Source organism: Sphingomonas sp. SP2 (assembly GCF_058313385.1).
In genome coordinates, this window is record NZ_JBZFLD010000001.1 from 239,846 (window position 1) to 256,328 (window position 16,483).

Consider the following 16,483-nt stretch of genomic DNA (forward strand, 5'->3'; position numbering starts at 1 on the left):
GTGGAGGGCTTCAGCCCGCCGGAACCGTCGCCGCGTCGAAGAAGAGCGCCTGCGCGATCGCCGCCTTCACCGTCGCCCGCTGGAAGGGCTTGGTGATGAGGAAGGTCGGTTCCGGACGGGTGCCGGTGAGCAGCCGCTCGGGGAAGGCGGTGATGAAGATCACCGGCACCGAGAATTCGGCGAGGATGTCGCGGACCGCGTCGATCCCGCTCGAATCGTCGGCGAGCTGGATGTCGGCCAGCACCAGGCCCGGCGGGTGCGCGCGGGCCTGCGCCACCGCCTCGTCACGGGTGACCGCAACGCCGGTGACATTGTGGCCGAGGTCGCGGACGATCGTCTCGATGTCCATCGCGATGATCGGCTCGTCCTCGATGATCAGCACGTCGGCGAGGGTCTGGCGCTCGATCTCGCTCAGCGCTTCCTGGACGAGATTGTCGACCTCGTTCGGCTGCGCGCCGATGAGATAGGCCGCGTCCGACGAGGAGAAGCCCTCGAGCGCGGTCAGCAACAGCGCCTGGCGCGATAGCGGGGTAATGCGGCTGAGGCGGGCCTGCGCAATCGCTTCCGGATTGCCGCTGTTCCCGTCATCATAGTCGCTGCCTTCCTCGATGTTGGCGGTCGACCAGATCGCGTGGAAGGTGCGGTAGAGGCCAAGCCGCGGCTCGACTTCGCGGGGGAAATTGTCCGGCGCGGCGACGATCGCTTCCAGCGTCGCCCGGACGAACGCGTCGCCATGGGTCTGGCTTCCGGTGAGCGCGCGGGCATAGCGCCGCAGGAATGGCAGATGCGGCGCGAGTTCCTGGCCTAGCGACATGAGGGTGCTTTGCTCCTAATCAGAATATTTGACGCCCCTATTGGGAGCCGCGTCGCGAAACTGCAACCCTGACGCGGGTGGGCCCGAAGCGCCACAGGCAACCTCCGAATGACTTTGTTACGGTTCGCGGAACAAAGATGTGTCGTTTTGGTTTCCACTGCGGGCAGCCTCTCGGTTGACGAGTCGGCTGCCTGACTTTTACGGGGGCCCATGGCGTTAAATTCGCCCGGTACATCGAGGAATAGGCATTGCGCCAAGCCACGCAGCGTCGCGAGGGGGATCAGGGGTTGAGTGCGGACAATAGCAATCAACAATCGTCCCCGGCCGACACGAAAGTGAAGAAGCCCGCGCCGAAGAAGCGGGGATCCGCGCCTGACGATGTCGGGCGCGCGCTTCGCAGTGCCTATGACGAGGCGCTGCGCGAGGACGTTCCCGACGACTTTCTTGACCTGCTCGGCAAGCTGAGTTGAGCCGGGCGCCTAGCGCTGCCCCTGACATCAAGATGTCTCGACTCCGGTCCTGGTTCCAGCAGCTCCCTACCGCAAGCAAGCTGCTGCTGCTGCTCACTGCCGCCATTCTCCCGCTCGGCCTGGTGCTGGTCGCCGCCGCCAACAACGGCATCGGCCAGGCCAACCAGGCGCTTTCCGCCCGCGCCCAGGACCAGGGTCGGCTCGCGCTCCGCGCGATCGACAGCCTCATTGCCCGCAACATCCTTGCCCTTCGGGTCGCCGCCAATGGCGCGATCGAGAATGGGACGCCCGATCCCTGCCAGCGGGTCGAGCGTTCGCTTCGCTCGGCGCCGGGCACGCCCTTCAATTTCATGCTCAGCGACGAGGTCGGGACCCGCCTTTGCACCCGCGGCGATGCCGACGACGGTGAGCGGCCGACCCTGCTCGTCGCTCCCGGCCAGGTCCGGGTCTGGCTCTCGCAAAGCCGCAACCGGCTCTACTATCGGGTCGGGGTGATCGGCGGCTCGGCCACCGCGTGGATCGACCGCGAGCAGTTCCGTTCGGCCCTCGTCTCGGCCCGGGTCGGGACCGGCACCGTGCTCCTGTCGGACGATCGCGCGGAGATCCAGGTCGGCTCCTCGGGCCCGAACGAGGGTGGCACCGGCCTCCAGCAGGCCATCTATACCGTCGAGCAGGCGATCGCGGGCGGCCAGCTGCGGGTGAAGGCCGACGTCGCGACCGAGCAGGTGGCGCAGGTCGATCAGCTCATCATCCTTCTTCCGCTCCTGATGTGGATCGTCGCCGCAGTGCTGAGCTGGGTGGTGGTGCGGGTCTTCCTGCTCGCGCCGCTCGGCCGGATCCAGCGCGCCATCACGCTTCACGAGCCTGGCAGCGGTGCCCTCGAGCTTCCTGACCGGCTCGGTTCGGCGGTCGAGATCCGCGAACTCGGCAACAGTTTCTCGCGCGCTGTCGCGCGGATCGAGAAGAGCGAGATGGAGATGGCCGAGGCCCTCGAGGGCCAGCGCAAGCTCGTCCGTGAGGTCCACCACAGGGTGAAGAACAATCTTCAGGTGGTCGCGTCCCTGCTCAATATCCACCGCCGCAGCGCCAAGTCGGACGATGCCAAGGACGCTTATTCCTCGATCGGCCGCCGGGTCGACGCGCTCGCCGTCGTCCACCGCAACCATTATGCCGAGCTCGAGGAAAATCGCGGCATTGCCCTGCGCCCGCTGCTGAGCGAGCTCGCCTCGAACCTCCGCGGCAGCGCGCCGCAGGGATCCCATTCGATCGACATCACCCTCGATCTCGAAAGCCTCAACGTCATTCAGGACGTGGCCGTGGCGACGGCATTCCTCACGACCGAGATTGTCGAGCATGCCATGCTGACCCAGCCCGAGGCGCTGGTCACGCTGACGCTCCATCGGACCTCGGACACGGTGGCGCGGTTCACGCTCGCCACTGGCACGTCATCGGCGCCGTCGGAAAGCGAGGCCGATCACCAGCAGTTCGAGCGGATCATCAGCGGGCTGGCGAAGCAGCTACGCTCGACTCTCGACCGCGAACCGGGCCGATACAGCGTCGACATCCCGGTATTTCCGCCACGTTGAAAAAATTTCTGGAGGAGTTGGAACCCCGGGGCGACAGCGCCGTTCTACACTTCGGATAGCGACCTTTTGCCCCCCCGCTCTCGCTGTCCGCTTACACGGGCCCGAAGTCGTCAACCCTCCCCCCCCCCCGGTGACGATTTCGGGCCCGCTTTGCGTCCAGCGTCGGAAGCTTCGCGACGGGCAGCCCGCCAGTGGGTCAGCCGGATGGCGATGATGGCGAATTCATAGAGCAGGTAGAGCGGCACCAGCAGCAGCAGCATCGACACCGCGTCGGGCGGGGTCAGCACTGCCGACACGGCCGCGCAGACGACGATCGCATAGCGGCGCTTCGCCGCGAGCTGCTCGCGGGTGACCAGCCCCGCCCGCTCGAGGATCATCAGCAATACCGGGGTCAGGAAGGCGACTCCGAAGCCGAACAGGAAACGGGTGACGAAGGCCAGATAATTGCCGACGCCCGGGAGCGCCTCCTGCTCGACGCCGCCGATATTGCCCTCGAACCCGAGCAGAAACTTGAGCGCCCAGGGCATGGCGACGAAATAAGCGAACATCGCGCCCGCGCCGAAGAAGAAGGGCGTCATCACCAGGAAGGGCAGGAAGGCCTTCTTCTCCTTGGCGTAGAGCCCCGGCGCGACGAACCGCCAGATCTGCGTCGCGATGATCGGGAAGCAGAGCATGAGGGCGGCGAACAAAGCGACCTTCACCTCGGTGAAGAAAGCCTCGAACACATCGGTGTAGATGAGCTTGCCTTGTCCAGCGGCGCGCAAGGGCTGGACCAGCCATGCCTGGATCGGCTTGGCGAAGTAGAGGCAGAGGAAGAAGGCGCCGACCAGCGCGGCGAGGCTCACCAGCAAACGCCGGCGAAGCTCGACCAGATGGTCGAACAAGGGCTGCTTGGTTTCGTCGAGGTCCTTCACGGCAGTTCGCGCTTGTGATGCTCGGGGACCGGCAGCGGCAGCGGCGGCTCGTCGGTCTCCGCGCTCTCGTTCGTGACGGGCGACGACGAGGCGCGGTCGCTTTGGGCCGGGGAGCTGTCCGCCAACGGTCCGTCCATCGGCCGCATCACCGCGCCATGCTCCTCGCTCGCGCCGGCATAGGGCAGCGCGACCGGATGCTCGCGCATGATCCGCTCATTCTCCTCGCGCCAGCGCTTCTCCATTTCCTCCAGCTCGGCCTCGCGCATCATATTCTCGATGCCCGCGGTGAAATGGCGCGCATGGGCGCGGGCACGGCCGACCCAGCGGCCCACCGTGCGCATCGTCGTCGGCAGTTCCTTGGGGCCGATGAAGATCAGCGCCAGCACCGCGACGATGAACAATTCCGTGCTGTCGACGCCGAACATGCGGCGATGGTCCCGCGGCCGCCTAGCGCGGCTGCTGGTCGGACGGCGGCGGGGGCGGCGGCGCGACCGGATCGGGCGCGGAGCGGTTCGGAGTCACGTCGATCGGCCGGTCGACGCTGCCCAGCCGGCGGCGCTCTTCCTCGGCCTTGCGCTTCTGCTCGTCGTCATCGTCGGCGAGGCCCTGCTTGAAGCTCTTCAGCCCCTTGGCCACGTCACCCATCATCGCCGAGAAGCGATTGCCGCCGAACAGCAGCAGGATCAGGACCCCCAAGATGATCCAGTGAATGAGGCTGAACCCGCCCATGCGTTCTACTCCGTTGAACTGGCGGGCTACTTAGTCGTCTTCGCCGCCGCTTTCCAGTTGCAGCATCAGGCTGGCCTCGTCGACCGGATCGAGCAGCCCGGCGGCGCGCAGGTCGTCGATCCCAGGAAGGTCGCGGCGGCTCGTGAGACCGAAGTGGGTCAGGAACTCGGCCGTGGTCGCATAGAGCAGCGGCCGCCCCGGCCCCTCGCGCCGTCCTGCCGGCCGGACCCAGCCCGCTTCCATCAGGACGTCGAGCGTGCCCTTGGCGGTCTGCACCCCGCGGATCGCCTCGATCTCGGCCCGGCTGACCGGCTCGTGATAGGCGATGATGCTGAGCGTTTCCGTCGCCGCCCGGCTCAGTCGTCGCGGCTCCTCGCGGGTCCGGCGAAGCAGATGCGCCAGGTCGCCCGCGGTCTGGAAATGCCACCGCCCGCCGCGCTCGACGAGGTTGATCCCGCGTCCGGCATAATGATCCGCGAGCGCCTCGAGCGTGGCGGCAAGGTCGCCTTCCCCGGCATAAGCCGCGATATCGGCGAGGCTCAAAGGTTCGGCGGCCGCGAACAGAACGGCTTCGACCGCGCGGGCAAAGTCCTCGCTCATCGCGCGGCGACCCGCAGTTCGAGCGGCGCGAAGGCTTCGTCCTGGCGAAGCTCGACCCGCCCCTGCTTGGCCAGCTCGAGCGCGGCGACGAAGGAGGAGGCGAGCGCCGATCTGGCGAATTCGGGATCCTGGCTCGGCATCACGAACGCCTCGAGCCGGGTCCAGTCGATCGCGCTCCCGACCAGCGCAGAGACGCGCTCGATCGCTTCCTCGAGCGTCAGCACCGCCCGCCGCGCGACCACGTGCATCACCGGCGCGGTCCGGGCCCGCACCCGGCCGTAGGCGGCGGCAAGCTCGAACAGCGACACTTCCCACTTGCTCCGCCGCATCTGGCGAAGCCCCTCGGGAGCGCCGCGCGCGAAGACGTCGCGGCCAAGCCGGTCGCGCGCCATCAGCCTTGCCCCCGCCTCGCGCATCGCGTCGAGCCGCTGCAGACGCAGCTGGAGCCGTGCCGCCAATTCCTCGGGGCTCGGATCCTGCTGTGGGTCCTTGGGCAGCAGGAGGCAGGATTTGAGATAGGCCAGCCACGCCGCCATCACGAGATAATCGGCCGCGATCTCGAGCTTCAGCGCCTCGGCATTGTCGAGGAAGGAAAGATATTGCTCGACCAGCGCGAGGATCGAGATGTGCTTGAGGTCGACCTTCTGCGCGCGGGCAAGGCTGAGCAAAAGGTCGAGCGGCCCTTCCCACGCCCCGAGGTGAAGCTGGAGGCTGTCGTCGGCGTCGGGAAGGAGGCTGGCCCTGTCCGTCACCCCCGCCCCCGGTCTCAGGCCAGCGCCAGCAGTTCGTCCCGGACCGCCACGGCCGCGGCGAAGTCGGGGCCGTCCGAGCCGCCGACCATCGCGCCGGCCATCGCCCGCGCCAGCCGCGCCTCGGCCTCGAGCGTCATGGGCCCGACGTGCCGCGCGACATCGACCATCTCGTCGAACTTGCCCGAGCAGTGGAGCGTGAGGTCGCAACCCGCCGCGATTGCCGCCGCCGAGCGTTCCCCGGCCGAGCCCGACAGCGCCTCCATCCCAATGTCGTCGGTCATCAGCAGCCCGGCAAAGCCGATCCGCTTGCGGATGATTTCCTCGATCACGAACGGCGACTGGCTCGACGGATGCACCGGGTCCCACGCCTCGAACAGGATGTGCGCGACCATCCCCATCGGGGCTTCGCGCAGCGTTTCGAACGGCTCGAGGTCGATCTCCAGCTCGGCCGCCGAGGCGCTCACGCGCGGCAGCTCCTTGTGGCTGTCGACCGTCGCCCGGCCGTGCCCGGGCATATGCTTGACCACCCCGATCACACCCGCGCTGGCGAGGCCCTCGAGCACCGCGCGGCCAATCGCCGCGACCTGCATCGGCTCGCTGCCATAGGCGCGGTCGCCCACGATCTGGTCGGCGTCGGGCTGGCGGACGTCGAGATTGGGCACGCAGTTCACGTTGACTCCATGGCCCGCGAGCATCAGCCCGATCGCGCGGGCGTTCATCCGCGCCGCCTCGATCGCCGAGGATGGCGCCGCCTGATAGAGCCGGTCGAACGCCCCGCCCGCGGGAAGCGCCGGCCAGGCCGGTGGCTTCATCCGCATCACCCGCCCGCCTTCCTGGTCGATCAGGATCGGCAGGTCGCCGCGCCCGTGCAGGTCCCGGAGCGAGGCGGTCAGCGCCTTCAGCTGCTCGGGATCGCCGCAGTTGCGCGCGAACAGGATGTAGCCCGCCGGGTCCACCTCGCGGAAGAAAGCCCGTTCGTCGTCGGTGAGCGAAAGCCCCGACATCCCATAGATTGCTGCCTGCATGACGGCGCCCCTAGCGTGCCACGAAGCAGGCGTCGCCTGCCGCCTTCAGCAGCTGGCAGGCCTGGCGGGCCTCGGCCGCACTGCCGAAGCTGGCGCGGAGCCTTTGTCCCTTCTGGTAGGGCACGATGATCTTGGTCGCCGCGCCGATCGACGGGAAGCGCCCGGCGAGCGTCGCCCAGGCCGCATTGGCCTGCGCCGGATTGTCGTAGAAGCCGAGCTGCACCGTGCTCCCGGCCGGACCCGCAGGCTCGGGCGCCGGGGCCGGCTCGGCCGCCGCGCTGTCGGCCTCGGCCGGGGCCGGGGTGGCGGGCTTGGGCTGCGGCTTGGCGATCGCTTCCTCGGGCACCGCGTCGAGATCGAGTTGGCCGTCGACCTGCTCGCCCGCGCCGGTCGCGAAGGCCGTCTCGCTGTCACCCGCGACATTGATCCCGCCCGGATCGGTCGGCTTGATCTTGTAGGGTCCGGGCTCGGCGCGGATCAGTTCGGGCGGTCCGCTGCCTTCCTCGGCCTGGCGCTTGCCGAGCCAGTAGAGCGTCCCCGCGACCACCGCCGCGGCCAGCAGCACCACCAGGATGGCGGCCAGCATCTTGCGCGCCGACAGCGAGGGCGGCTCGTCCTCGTCATCGACAGGCTCGAGCCACGGCAAGGGCTCGCCCGACACGCTCCGCGACGTTGCCATCTTCAGTACACCACCACGCAAGACTGTCCCGCTCGTTCGAGCTGCTGGCATATGACAACCGACTGGGCTTGCGAAGAGGTGCCGAGCTGCAACCGGTACATTCTTGTCGGCCGCCCGCCGCCCAGGCCCCGCACGTCGACCGTGTTCACCATCTTGGGCTTGGTCGCGAGATAGGGATAGCGGCGGGTCACCTTCTTCCACGCGCTCTCGGCCTGGGTCCGGCTCGGGAAGGCGCCGAGCTGGACGACGCGGCCGCGATCGGGATTGGGGCGATAGACGGCGATCGGCGAGGGCCCGGTCGGCGGCGGCGCGATCACCGGCTCGTCGGCGGGGAAGGTCGGGCGGCGGGCCCGGTCCTCGCTCCGCGCCGCGCTGCTGCGGCTGCGGACGTCGGCAGCCTCGCGGGCGATCCGCGACGACGGACGGGGGGCGGCCCGCTCGGCGACCGGAGCGCTGCCATTGCCCTCGACGCTGTTCGCCTCGGCGGTCGCCGGAGCGCCATCGACGGCAAGCGGCTCGGGTTCGTTGACCGGGATCGGCACGGTCGCCTCGGCGGGCAGTTCGGGCGGGGCGGCCTCGCGCTGGCGGGTCCCGAGCCACCAGGCCCCGACCCCGACGCCCACGATCACCAGGGCGAGCAGCAGATACCAGGGGAGAAGCGCACGGCCGGTGCGGATCCTCGCCGGAGCGGCGCGCGCCGTCGTCGGCGATCCGGCCGGGGCCGGTTCATCGTCGAGCCAGGGCAGGCGCTCGCTCGATACTGGCATCGCCTAACGCATCTCCTCCGCGGCCTCGACGCCCATCAGCCCCAAACCGTTCCCGATCACCTGCGCGACCGCGCTCGACAATGCGAGACGGGCAGCGCTGAGGCCCGGCTCGCCCTCGATCAGGAAGCGCCGGCTGGGATCGTCGTTGCCGCGGTTCCACAGCGCGTGGAAGGCGGCCGCCAGCTCGTAGAGGTAGAAAGCGATCCGGTGCGGCTCGTGCGCGGTGGCGGCGCTTTCGACGACGCGCGGATAGTGGCTCGCGAGCCGGACCAGCGCCAGTTCCTCGCTGTCGAGCAGCGACAGATCGGCATTGCCCGCATCGAGCCCCGCTTCGGCCGCCTTGCGCTTGAGGCTGGCGATCCGGGCATGGGCATATTGGACGTAGAAGACCGGATTGTCCTTCGACGCCTCGACCACCTTGGCGAAATCGAAGTCGAGCGGGGTGTCGGCGCGCTTGGTCAGCATGATGAAGCGGACCACGTCCTTGCCGACCTCGCGGACGACGTCGGCGAGCGTCACGAAATTGCCCGCCCGCTTGCTCATCTTCACGGGCTCGCCGGCACGCAGCAGCTGGACCATCTGGACCAGCTTCACGTCGAGGTCGACCTTGCCGTCGGTCAGCGCCTGCACCGCCGCCTTGATCCGCTTCACCGTCCCCGAATGGTCGGCGCCCCAGATGTTGACGAGATGGTCGGCGCTCTCGGCTTTCTGCAGGTGATAGGCCGCATCGGCACCGAAATAGGTCCAGCTGCCGTCCGACTTCTTCATCGGCCGGTCCTGGTCGTCCCCGAATTGCGTCGAGCGGAACAGGGTCAGCGACACGGGCTCCCAGGCGTCATGCTCGTCGATGCTCTTGGGCCGCTCGAGCTCGCCTTCGTAGACGAGGCCCTTGGCGCGGAGCGTCTCGAGCGCGCGTTCGGGCGCACCCGACGCCTGCAGCTCGGCTTCCGAGCTGAACTTGTCGTGGGTGATCCCGAGCAGCGACAGATCGTGGCGGATGAGGTCCATCATTGCGGCCACGGTCTTCTGCTTGAAGGCGGGCAGCCACTCGGCCTCGGGCGCCGCCACCATCGACGAGCCATATTCGGCCGCCAGCAGCGCACCGACCGGCTTCAGATAGTCGCCCGGGTAAAGCCCCTCGGGGATCTCGCCGATGTCCTCGCCGAGCGCCTCGCGGTAGCGCAGGTGCGCCGAGCGGGCGAGCGTGTCGACTTGGCTGCCGGCATCGTTGACATAATATTCGCGGGTGACCGCATAGCCCGCCGCCTCGAGCAGGCTGGCGAGCGCGTCGCCCACCACCGCGCCGCGGCAATGGCCCATGTGCATCGGCCCGGTCGGATTGGCCGAGACATATTCGACATTGACCCGCTCGCGCTTGCCGACGCTCGACAGGCCGTAGCGCCGACCCTCGGCGGCGATGCGGCCGAGCTCGGCCCGCCAGACGTCGTCGGTCAGCCGGATGTTGATGAAGCCGGGCCCGGCGATCTCGACCCCGGCGACTCCGGGCAATGCCTCGAGTTGCGGCACCAGCTGGCCAGCGAGCGCGCGCGGGTTGGTCCCGGCGGGCTTGGCGAGGACCATCGCGGCATTGGTCGCAAGGTCGCCGTGGCTCGCGTCGCGCGGAGGCTCGACGGTGACCGCCTTGCGCGGCAAGCCGGGCGGAAGCGAGCCGGCCGCGGCCAGCTGGTCGAGGGCCTGGTTCACATGGTCGGTGAAGGTCGCGAAGATGCTCAAGCGTTTGGCAATCGTATCAATTGTGTCAGGAAGGGACATGCCCTTACGCCAGAGATGCGGTGACAGTCACCCCCCGTTCAGCCGCTGTGCCGGAGGGGAACGCCCATGCGACGCCTGAAACCGGTCAGCCGTTGGCTGATGCTTTTCCTCGCGGCGGTCTTCGCCGCGGCCCAGCCTGCCGCTGCCCAGGAGATCCTGCGCGACAGCGAAACCGAGAAGCTCTTCGCCGACATGTCGAAGCCGCTGATCCAGGCGGCCCAGCTCGATCCCAAGAATGTCAAGATCGTCCTCATCAACGATCCCGAGATCAACGCCTTCGTCGCGACCGGCCAGGCGGTCTACATCCATACCGGCCTGCTGACCGCGGCCGACAATGCCAATCAGGTTCAGGGCGTCATCGCCCACGAGCTCGGCCACGTCGCCGGCGGCCATGCGATCCGTTCGGGCGAAGGGGCCAAGCAGGCGACCGGAATCACCATCCTCAGCCTCGTCCTCGGCGGCCTCGCCATGGCGGCCGGCGCGGGCGATGCGGCGATGGGCGCGCTGGCGATCGGCCAGCAGGCCGCGCTCGGCTCCTTCCTCGCCTTCACCCGCGCGCAAGAGACCAGCGCCGACCTCGCCGGCGCTTCCTACCTCACCAAGGCGGGCATTTCGGGCAAGGGTTCGCTCGAATTCTTCAAGAAGCTGCAGAACCAGGAATATCGCCTCGCGGTCTATGCGACCGACAGCTACAACCGGACCCACCCCCTGTCGTCCGAGCGCATCGCCTCGCTGACCACCATCTACCAGAAGGACCCGGCCTGGAACCGGCCGACCGACCCCGCGCTCGAAGCCCGCTTCCAGCGCGTCCGGGCGAAGCTCATCGGCTACATCAGTGACAAGGAAGCGGTGCTCCGCACCTATCCGGTCACCGACCAGAGCGTGCCGGCCCATTATGCCCGCGCCTATGCCTATCACCGCATGGGCGACCGCGACAAAGCGCTGGCCGAGGCCGACGCGCTCCTCGCTACCGCACCGGCGGACCCCTTCTACCTCGAACTGAAGGGCCAGATCCTGCTCGAGAGCGGGCGTCCGGCCGAGGCCATTCCGGCGCTCCGCGAAGCCGTCGCCAAGGCCCCCGACCAGCCGATGATCCAGGCGATGCTCGGCCACGCCCTCCTCTCGACCGAGAAGAGCGAGAACCTGACCGAGGCCGAGAAGGTGCTCAAGGCCTCGATCGGCCGCGACAACGAGCAGCCCTTCGCCTGGTACCAGCTCGGCATGATCTACGACCGCAAGGGCGACACCGCCCGCGCCGCCCTCGCCACCGCCGAGCGCTACAATCTCGAGGGCAATGCCAAGCTCGCGCTGTCGAGCGCCGAGGCCGCGCTCCGCGGGATCCCCGGCGGCACCCCCGATTACATTCGCGCCCAGGACATTGCGATGGTATCCAAGGCCGAAGTCGACAAGAAAAAGAAGAAGGGCAAGCGCGACCAGTGAGCGAGGGCAAGGGGGGAAGCGGCTGGACCTCGGTCCTCGCCGGGGCGGCCGGCGGCGCCATCGCGACCATCGGCCTCGCGCTCGTCGCGGTGCAGGGCGGCTGGGGCGACCGGCTCGTCCGCAAGGCGATGCTCGACAATCCCCAGATCCTGATGGAGACCGCCGACGCGCTGCGCGACCAGCAGCATCTCCCCGCGCTCACCGCCAACCGCCAGGCGCTCGAGACGCCCTTCGGCTCGTCCTGGGAGGGCGCCAAGGACGCCGACGTCACCCTGGTCGAGTTCTACGATTACGCCTGCGGCTATTGCAAAGCCTCGCTCCCGGTCATCGACCGGCTGCTGAAGGAAGACCCCAAGCTGCGCGTCGTCTACCGCGAATTCCCGATCCTCGGCCCCGACAGCGAGGCCGCCGCCCGGCTCGCGCTCGCCGCCAGCAAGGCCGGGCGCTTCATGACTTTCCACGATGCGCTCTACGCCGCCGGTCGGCCGAGCCAGGACACGCTGACCAGGGCCGCCGCGGCCGCGGGCCTTCCCGCCGCCATTCCCTCGAGCCCCGAATTCGATGCCGAGCTTCGCCGCAACTACCAGCTCGCCCAGCAGCTCGGCGCGACCGGCACCCCGCTGTTCGTGGTCGGCAACAAGGTGATGAATGGCGCGGTCGGCTACGAGGCGCTCAAGGCCGCGATCGCCGACGCCCGCACGGCCGCCAGCCGCTAGGCCCGCCGGGGCCGCCCCTTCCCCTTCGACATAAAGAAATGGCCCGACCTTTCGGTCGAGCCATTCCTTTTTTGCAATCCGCGAAATCCGCGGAGCGAGCCGGGGCGCGCTCCGTGGACTTCCCGTCCGCTTAGCCGCGCTCGGGAGCGGGCGGCGGCGGCGGCGGCGGGGGCGGCGGCACCGGGCAGACGTCGGTCGCCAGGACCACCGAACCGTCCGGGCAGGTCTGCGTCTGGGGCGGCGCAGGCGGCGGGGGCGGCGGGGGCGGCGGGGGCGGGGGCGGCGGCGGAGCCGGCTCCGAAGCACCACCGAAGTTGAACAGCAGGCTCAGCAGCAGGCTGTGCGACGAGAAACGGTCGTTGTAGTCGCCGACGAGGGTGCCGGTGCGCGTGAACGAGACGTTGGTCGTGCCGACCGCGGCCGGACCACCCGGAGCCGCAACGTTCGCCACGGCGGCGGTGCGGGTCGAGGTGAAGGCGGCGCCCGTCGGGACGAGATCGAGCTTGCCGGTGCGGAAGTAGCGATACTTCAGGCCGAGATCGATGTTGTCGCTGATCGGGAAGCGAACGCCGGCGATGCCCTGGTAGGCCCAGGCGCTGTCACGGTCGCCGAGCGCCTTGACGCGGGCACGACCGAAGCCGCCGCCGGCGTAGAAGGCCGGACCACCGTTGCCGCCGATGTCGAGCAGCGCGTTGACCATGCCCGAGAGGACGCTGACGTGGCTGCCGAGATCGAAGGTGTTGGTGTCACCGACCGGATAGACGAAGGTCGTGCCGGTGGTGCCAGCCGGGTTCAGCGCGGTCGCGACACCGTTGGTGAAGGTCGCGTCCTCATTGAACGACTTGAGCTTCGAGCGCTTGTAGCCGAGCTCGCCCTCGAGGCGGAACATGCCGAAGTCGTAGCCGGCGACGGCGTCGACGTCGTAGCCGCGCTTGTACTTCAGGCTGCTGTCACCGGTGATGGTGGTCGGAACCGTGGTGAGGGTGGTCGGCAGGGTGCCGACGACGCCAACGCCCGGAGCGGCGACGGTGGTGCCGGCGGCCGGCGACTGCGTCGTCTGGGTGAAGACGGCGGTCGTGTTCCCGTTGACGCGCTTCGGGAACAGGATGCCCCCTTCGATGCCGGCGTAGCCGCCGGTCTGCGCGAGCGCCGGAGCAGCCATCGCAGTTGCCGCTGTCGCGACAAGCAGTTTCAGTTTCATTGTGAGTCCTTTTTCATTCTGTCGCCTAGGCAACGTCCGTGGAAACCGGCGCCCGGCGCGAAGGTTGCCGCCGATCGCACCACCCTTCGGTCTTTCCCCCAAAACTGATGCACGAATGCCACAGTTCAAAAGGCCTGCCCTGCTAGAAGGCGGGCCGTGAACTTCGACGATCTCCTGCTCCGCTACTTCGACACCACCGACCTCGCCGCGGTGGGCCCTTCCATGCTTGAGGCCGGGATCGACCGCCTCCGGGTCGACTTCGGGCTGGAGCGGGACCGTCCCCGCCGCTTCGCGCTCTGGGCCCTGCTCTACATGCTCGGGGAAGCGCCCGACCTCGATGTCGCCTTTTCCGACCCGGCCGACCGCGACGCCGCGCGCAACCTCATGGACCTGCTCGCCTCGGGCGGTGCCTGACCCTCCGCTTCGACCAATGACCAGGCCCGTCCTGCCAACGACAAGCGGCACCGCTTCGGCTGATTGACCCGCCTTCCCCGCTCGGCTCCACTTCGCGCCATGAACCAGGGGGAAAAGGGCGGACACGCCGGCGACGCGCTTCGCCTCGACCATGTCACCAAGCGTTTCGGGGACGTCACCGCGGTCAACGACCTTAGCTTCTCGGTCCGCGAGGGCGAGGTGTTCGGCTTTCTCGGCGGCAATGGCGCGGGCAAGACGACCTCGCTGCGCATGGTGCTCGACATCATCCGCCCGACCTCGGGCAGCATCTCGGTGCTCGGCCGGGCCCCGGGCCGCGAGAATAGCGCCCTGCTCGGCTTCCTTCCCGAGGAACGCGGGCTCTACCGCTCGATGACCGCGATCGACACGATCGTCTATTTCGGGCGGCTGAAGGGCATGACCCCCGCCGACGCGCGTCGCGACGGCCTCGCCCTGCTCGACCGCTTCGGGCTCGGCGCCAATGCCAAATCGACCCTCGACAAATTGTCCAAGGGCATGGCGCAGAAGGTCCAGCTCGCCGCGGCGGTGGTGAACCAGCCTCGCCTGCTCATCCTCGACGAGCCCTTCTCGGGCCTCGACCCCGTCAACCAGGGCCTGCTCGAGGACGAGATCAAGCGCGCGGCCGCGGGCGGCGCGACCGTCGTCTTCTCGACCCATGTGATGCAGCATGCCGAGCGCCTCTGCGAACGGCTGCTTCTTCTCGCCAAGGGCAACAAGAGGTTCGAAGGGACGGTCGACGAGGCCCGCCGCCTGCTCCCGGCCCAGCTCAACGTCGTCGCCCAAGCCCCGCTGACCGATGTCCCGGGCGTCGCCAGCGCCGAACCGCTCGCCCCCGCGGGCGACGGCTGGCACGAATATCGCCTGACCCTCGATCATGGGGTCGAGCCGGGCGACGTCCTCGATCGCTGCTCGTCGGCGGGTCGCCGCCTGCGCCGCTTCGAGGAGCGCCGGCCGAGCCTCCACGACGTCTTCCTCCACCTTGTTGGTCCCCAGGAGGAACGGCCATGAACCAGATCTTGCTCATCGCCCGCCGCGAATATCGGCAGATCACCCGGATGCGCAGCTTCTGGCTGACGCTCCTGATCCTGCCGATCGCCTTCGGCCTCGCCCCGCTCACCCAGCGCTTCATGAGCCCCGACCGGACGGCGCGGGTGATGATCATCGACCAGGGCGGCGGCGCTTCGGCCGCGGCGGTCGCTGATCGTCTCCGGCTCGACGAGCAGCGCCGGACGTTGAACGAGCTCGCCCGCTACGTGCAGCGCTACAAGATTGCGGCCGATCCTGCCGCGCCCTGGGCGCAGACCGATCGCTGGTTCACCGACCCCGAGGTCGCCCGCTTCGCCGCCTCGGGCGGGGCCGATGCCGCGCTTCGCCAGCTCAAGCCCGCGATCCCCGCCGGGACCCCCGACTTCGATCCGCCCGAACCCTGGTTCGAGACCGTTCCCACCGCCCCGGCCCTCGCCGCCGCATCGGGCCCGACCCTCGACCGCGAGGTCGACCGGCTGCTCAAGCCCGCCGACGACGAAACCAGGCCGGTCGACTATGTCCTCCTCGTTCCCGCCGACTTCGCCGCCACCGGCGCGGTCCGGCTGTGGTCCGCGGGCCGGGTCAATCCGTCCTTCGTCGCCACCGTCCAGGACGTGCTCACCCGCAACCTTCGCCAGCAGTTGCTGACGACGCGCGGCGTTCCCTCCGACGTCGCCCTTGCCGCGGCGACCGTCACCCCGGCGATCGCGGTTACCCAGCCCAAGCCCGGCGGCGGCGCCAAGGAGGCCTTGCTGGTCCGCTCGATCCTTCCGCTCGCCGCTTCCTACCTGCTGATGATGGCGCTGATGCTGTCGGGCAGTTGGATGCTCCAGGGGACCATCGAGGAACGCTCGAACAAGTTGCTCGAGACCGTGCTCGCGACCGTCAGCCCCGAGCAGCTCATGTATGGCAAGCTCCTCGGCACCGTCGCGGTCGGGCTGACGATGATCGCGGCCTGGATCGGCTGCGGCATGGTCGCCGCCTTCGCGACCCAGGGCGCGATCGCCGACATGATCCGCCCCGCCCTGGCCCCGCTGACCGCGCCCGGGACCATCGCCGCGATGATCTACTTCTTCGTCATCGGCTATGTCGCCATCTCGATCTTCTTCCTCGCGATCGGCGCCTTCAGCGATTCGATGAACGATGCGCAGGGCTATCTGATGCCGGTGATCCTCATCATCCTCCTGCCCATCACCATCCTCATCCAGGGGATCGTCGCCGGCGGTGGGGGGATCGGGATCACCATCCTCACCTGGGTGCCGATCTGGACCCCGTTCGCGGTGCTCGCCCGGCTGGGCTCGGGGATCTCGGCGTGGGAGGTGATTGGCGCGGGGCTGCTGCTCGCCGCCTTCGTCGCGCTCGAACTGGTGCTGCTCGGCCGCCTGTTCCGCGCCAGCCTGCTCGCTACCGGCCAGCGCCCGACGCTCGCCGAGCTCGGCCGCCGGCTGCGCGGGAGCGCCCCCCTCTAACGCTTGCGCTGTAGGACAAAAGATGCTTGAACTAACCCACTAGATTCGTTCGGCTTTTCCGGCGGGGAA

General features: G+C 68.8%; 18 protein-coding genes. 7 read left to right on the plus strand and 11 right to left on the minus strand.

Annotated features, from left to right (window positions below):
* Window positions 1–10: 10 nt before the first annotated feature.
* Window positions 11–814, minus strand: coding sequence for a response regulator (locus AC4GYU_RS01335; protein WP_491085106.1), 804 nt, complete (start codon window positions 812–814; stop codon window positions 11–13).
* Between the two features lie 248 nt (window positions 815–1,062).
* Here AC4GYU_RS01335 and AC4GYU_RS01340 point away from each other — a divergent pair, with 248 nt between their 5' ends.
* A complete protein-coding gene (locus AC4GYU_RS01340; RefSeq protein ID WP_491085107.1) occupies window positions 1,063–1,284 on the plus strand; it encodes a NepR family anti-sigma factor in 222 nt (73 codons plus the stop codon).
* A 32-nt stretch (window positions 1,285–1,316) separates the two neighbouring features.
* Complete coding sequence (locus tag AC4GYU_RS01345) at window positions 1,317–2,870, plus strand: sensor histidine kinase (protein ID WP_491085108.1); 1,554 nt, start codon at window positions 1,317–1,319, stop codon at window positions 2,868–2,870.
* Window positions 2,871–2,980: 110 nt separating this feature from the next.
* On the opposite strand, the gene tatC is transcribed toward AC4GYU_RS01345, so the two are convergent.
* Genes tatC through argS form a run of 9 tightly spaced genes read right to left on the minus strand, consistent with a single transcriptional unit; the run spans window position 2,981 to window position 10,070 of the window.
* The gene (tatC, locus tag AC4GYU_RS01350; protein WP_491085109.1) at window positions 2,981–3,784 is read right to left on the minus strand and encodes a twin-arginine translocase subunit TatC; all 804 of its coding nucleotides are present in this window, start codon (window positions 3,782–3,784) and stop codon (window positions 2,981–2,983) included.
* Window positions 3,781–4,209 (minus strand): Sec-independent protein translocase subunit TatA/TatB, encoded by a 429-nt coding sequence (locus tag AC4GYU_RS01355; RefSeq protein ID WP_491085110.1) that lies wholly within the window; start codon window positions 4,207–4,209, stop codon window positions 3,781–3,783. Before AC4GYU_RS01355 ends, tatC begins: the two co-directional genes overlap by 4 nt.
* A 22-nt stretch (window positions 4,210–4,231) precedes the next feature.
* Window positions 4,232–4,513, minus strand: a complete 282-nt coding sequence (locus AC4GYU_RS01360; RefSeq protein ID WP_491085111.1) for a twin-arginine translocase TatA/TatE family subunit — start codon at window positions 4,511–4,513, stop codon at window positions 4,232–4,234.
* Between the two features lie 30 nt (window positions 4,514–4,543).
* Window positions 4,544–5,113 (minus strand): SMC-Scp complex subunit ScpB, encoded by a 570-nt coding sequence (scpB, locus tag AC4GYU_RS01365; RefSeq protein WP_491085112.1) that lies wholly within the window; start codon window positions 5,111–5,113, stop codon window positions 4,544–4,546.
* Window positions 5,110–5,865: a segregation and condensation protein A gene (locus tag AC4GYU_RS01370; protein ID WP_491085113.1), complete on the minus strand. Its 756-nt coding sequence runs from the start codon at window positions 5,863–5,865 to the stop codon at window positions 5,110–5,112. Before AC4GYU_RS01370 ends, scpB begins: the two co-directional genes overlap by 4 nt.
* A 14-nt stretch (window positions 5,866–5,879) precedes the next feature.
* Window positions 5,880–6,890 (minus strand): beta-N-acetylhexosaminidase, encoded by a 1,011-nt coding sequence (gene nagZ, locus AC4GYU_RS01375; RefSeq protein WP_491085114.1) that lies wholly within the window; start codon window positions 6,888–6,890, stop codon window positions 5,880–5,882.
* Window positions 6,891–6,900: 10 nt separating this feature from the next.
* Window positions 6,901–7,569 (minus strand): SPOR domain-containing protein, encoded by a 669-nt coding sequence (locus AC4GYU_RS01380; RefSeq protein WP_491085115.1) that lies wholly within the window; start codon window positions 7,567–7,569, stop codon window positions 6,901–6,903.
* A 2-nt stretch (window positions 7,570–7,571) separates the two neighbouring features.
* Window positions 7,572–8,336: an SPOR domain-containing protein gene (locus AC4GYU_RS01385; RefSeq protein WP_491085116.1), complete on the minus strand. Its 765-nt coding sequence runs from the start codon at window positions 8,334–8,336 to the stop codon at window positions 7,572–7,574.
* A gap of 3 nt (window positions 8,337–8,339) precedes the next feature.
* Window positions 8,340–10,070 carry an arginine--tRNA ligase gene (argS, locus tag AC4GYU_RS01390; RefSeq protein WP_491085117.1) on the minus strand — a complete coding sequence of 577 codons (1,731 nt, stop codon included), beginning with the start codon at window positions 10,068–10,070 and terminating at the stop codon, window positions 8,340–8,342.
* A gap of 105 nt (window positions 10,071–10,175) precedes the next feature.
* Between argS and AC4GYU_RS01395 the strand changes: the two genes are divergently transcribed.
* Both AC4GYU_RS01395 and AC4GYU_RS01400 read left to right on the plus strand, forming a co-directional pair.
* On the plus strand, window positions 10,176–11,549 hold the full coding sequence (locus AC4GYU_RS01395; RefSeq protein WP_491085118.1) for a M48 family metalloprotease: 1,374 nt from the start codon (window positions 10,176–10,178) through the stop codon (window positions 11,547–11,549).
* Complete coding sequence (locus AC4GYU_RS01400; protein WP_491085119.1) at window positions 11,546–12,265, plus strand: DsbA family protein; 720 nt, start codon at window positions 11,546–11,548, stop codon at window positions 12,263–12,265. Before AC4GYU_RS01395 ends, AC4GYU_RS01400 begins: the two co-directional genes overlap by 4 nt.
* Before the next feature lie 130 nt (window positions 12,266–12,395).
* Here AC4GYU_RS01400 and AC4GYU_RS01405 read toward each other — a convergent pair whose 3' ends face one another.
* Window positions 12,396–13,466, minus strand: coding sequence for an outer membrane protein (locus AC4GYU_RS01405; RefSeq protein WP_491085120.1), 1,071 nt, complete (start codon window positions 13,464–13,466; stop codon window positions 12,396–12,398).
* Between the two features lie 156 nt (window positions 13,467–13,622).
* Here AC4GYU_RS01405 and AC4GYU_RS01410 point away from each other — a divergent pair, with 156 nt between their 5' ends.
* The 3 genes from AC4GYU_RS01410 to AC4GYU_RS01420 all read left to right on the plus strand — a co-directional run bounded on the left by AC4GYU_RS01410 (window position 13,623) and on the right by AC4GYU_RS01420 (window position 16,414).
* Window positions 13,623–13,880, plus strand: coding sequence for a hypothetical protein (locus tag AC4GYU_RS01410; RefSeq protein ID WP_491085121.1), 258 nt, complete (start codon window positions 13,623–13,625; stop codon window positions 13,878–13,880).
* A gap of 99 nt (window positions 13,881–13,979) precedes the next feature.
* Window positions 13,980–14,927 (plus strand): ABC transporter ATP-binding protein, encoded by a 948-nt coding sequence (locus tag AC4GYU_RS01415; protein WP_491085122.1) that lies wholly within the window; start codon window positions 13,980–13,982, stop codon window positions 14,925–14,927.
* A complete protein-coding gene (locus AC4GYU_RS01420; RefSeq protein WP_491085123.1) occupies window positions 14,924–16,414 on the plus strand; it encodes an ABC transporter permease in 1,491 nt (496 codons plus the stop codon). The genes AC4GYU_RS01415 and AC4GYU_RS01420 overlap by 4 nt, the downstream gene beginning before the upstream one ends.
* Window positions 16,415–16,483: the final 69 nt, after the last annotated feature.

What these genes read in the sequence shown, in the direction of transcription:
- AC4GYU_RS01335 (WP_491085106.1), bottom strand. Translation starts at nt 814, where the DNA reads ATGTCGCTAGGCCAGGAACTCGCGCCGCATCTGCCATTCCTGCGGCGC.
- AC4GYU_RS01345 (WP_491085108.1), top strand. Translation starts at nt 1,317, where the DNA reads ATGTCTCGACTCCGGTCCTGGTTCCAGCAGCTCCCTACCGCAAGCAAG.
- AC4GYU_RS01355 (WP_491085110.1), bottom strand. Translation starts at nt 4,209, where the DNA reads ATGTTCGGCGTCGACAGCACGGAATTGTTCATCGTCGCGGTGCTGGCG.
- AC4GYU_RS01360 (WP_491085111.1), bottom strand. Translation starts at nt 4,513, where the DNA reads ATGGGCGGGTTCAGCCTCATTCACTGGATCATCTTGGGGGTCCTGATC.
- scpB (WP_491085112.1), bottom strand. Translation starts at nt 5,113, where the DNA reads ATGAGCGAGGACTTTGCCCGCGCGGTCGAAGCCGTTCTGTTCGCGGCC.
- nagZ (WP_491085114.1), bottom strand. Translation starts at nt 6,890, where the DNA reads ATGCAGGCAGCAATCTATGGGATGTCGGGGCTTTCGCTCACCGACGAC.
- AC4GYU_RS01380 (WP_491085115.1), bottom strand. Translation starts at nt 7,569, where the DNA reads ATGGCAACGTCGCGGAGCGTGTCGGGCGAGCCCTTGCCGTGGCTCGAG.
- AC4GYU_RS01385 (WP_491085116.1), bottom strand. Translation starts at nt 8,336, where the DNA reads ATGCCAGTATCGAGCGAGCGCCTGCCCTGGCTCGACGATGAACCGGCC.
- AC4GYU_RS01395 (WP_491085118.1), top strand. Translation starts at nt 10,176, where the DNA reads ATGCGACGCCTGAAACCGGTCAGCCGTTGGCTGATGCTTTTCCTCGCG.
- AC4GYU_RS01405 (WP_491085120.1), bottom strand. Translation starts at nt 13,466, where the DNA reads ATGAAACTGAAACTGCTTGTCGCGACAGCGGCAACTGCGATGGCTGCT.
- AC4GYU_RS01415 (WP_491085122.1), top strand. Translation starts at nt 13,980, where the DNA reads ATGAACCAGGGGGAAAAGGGCGGACACGCCGGCGACGCGCTTCGCCTC.
- AC4GYU_RS01420 (WP_491085123.1), top strand. Translation starts at nt 14,924, where the DNA reads ATGAACCAGATCTTGCTCATCGCCCGCCGCGAATATCGGCAGATCACC.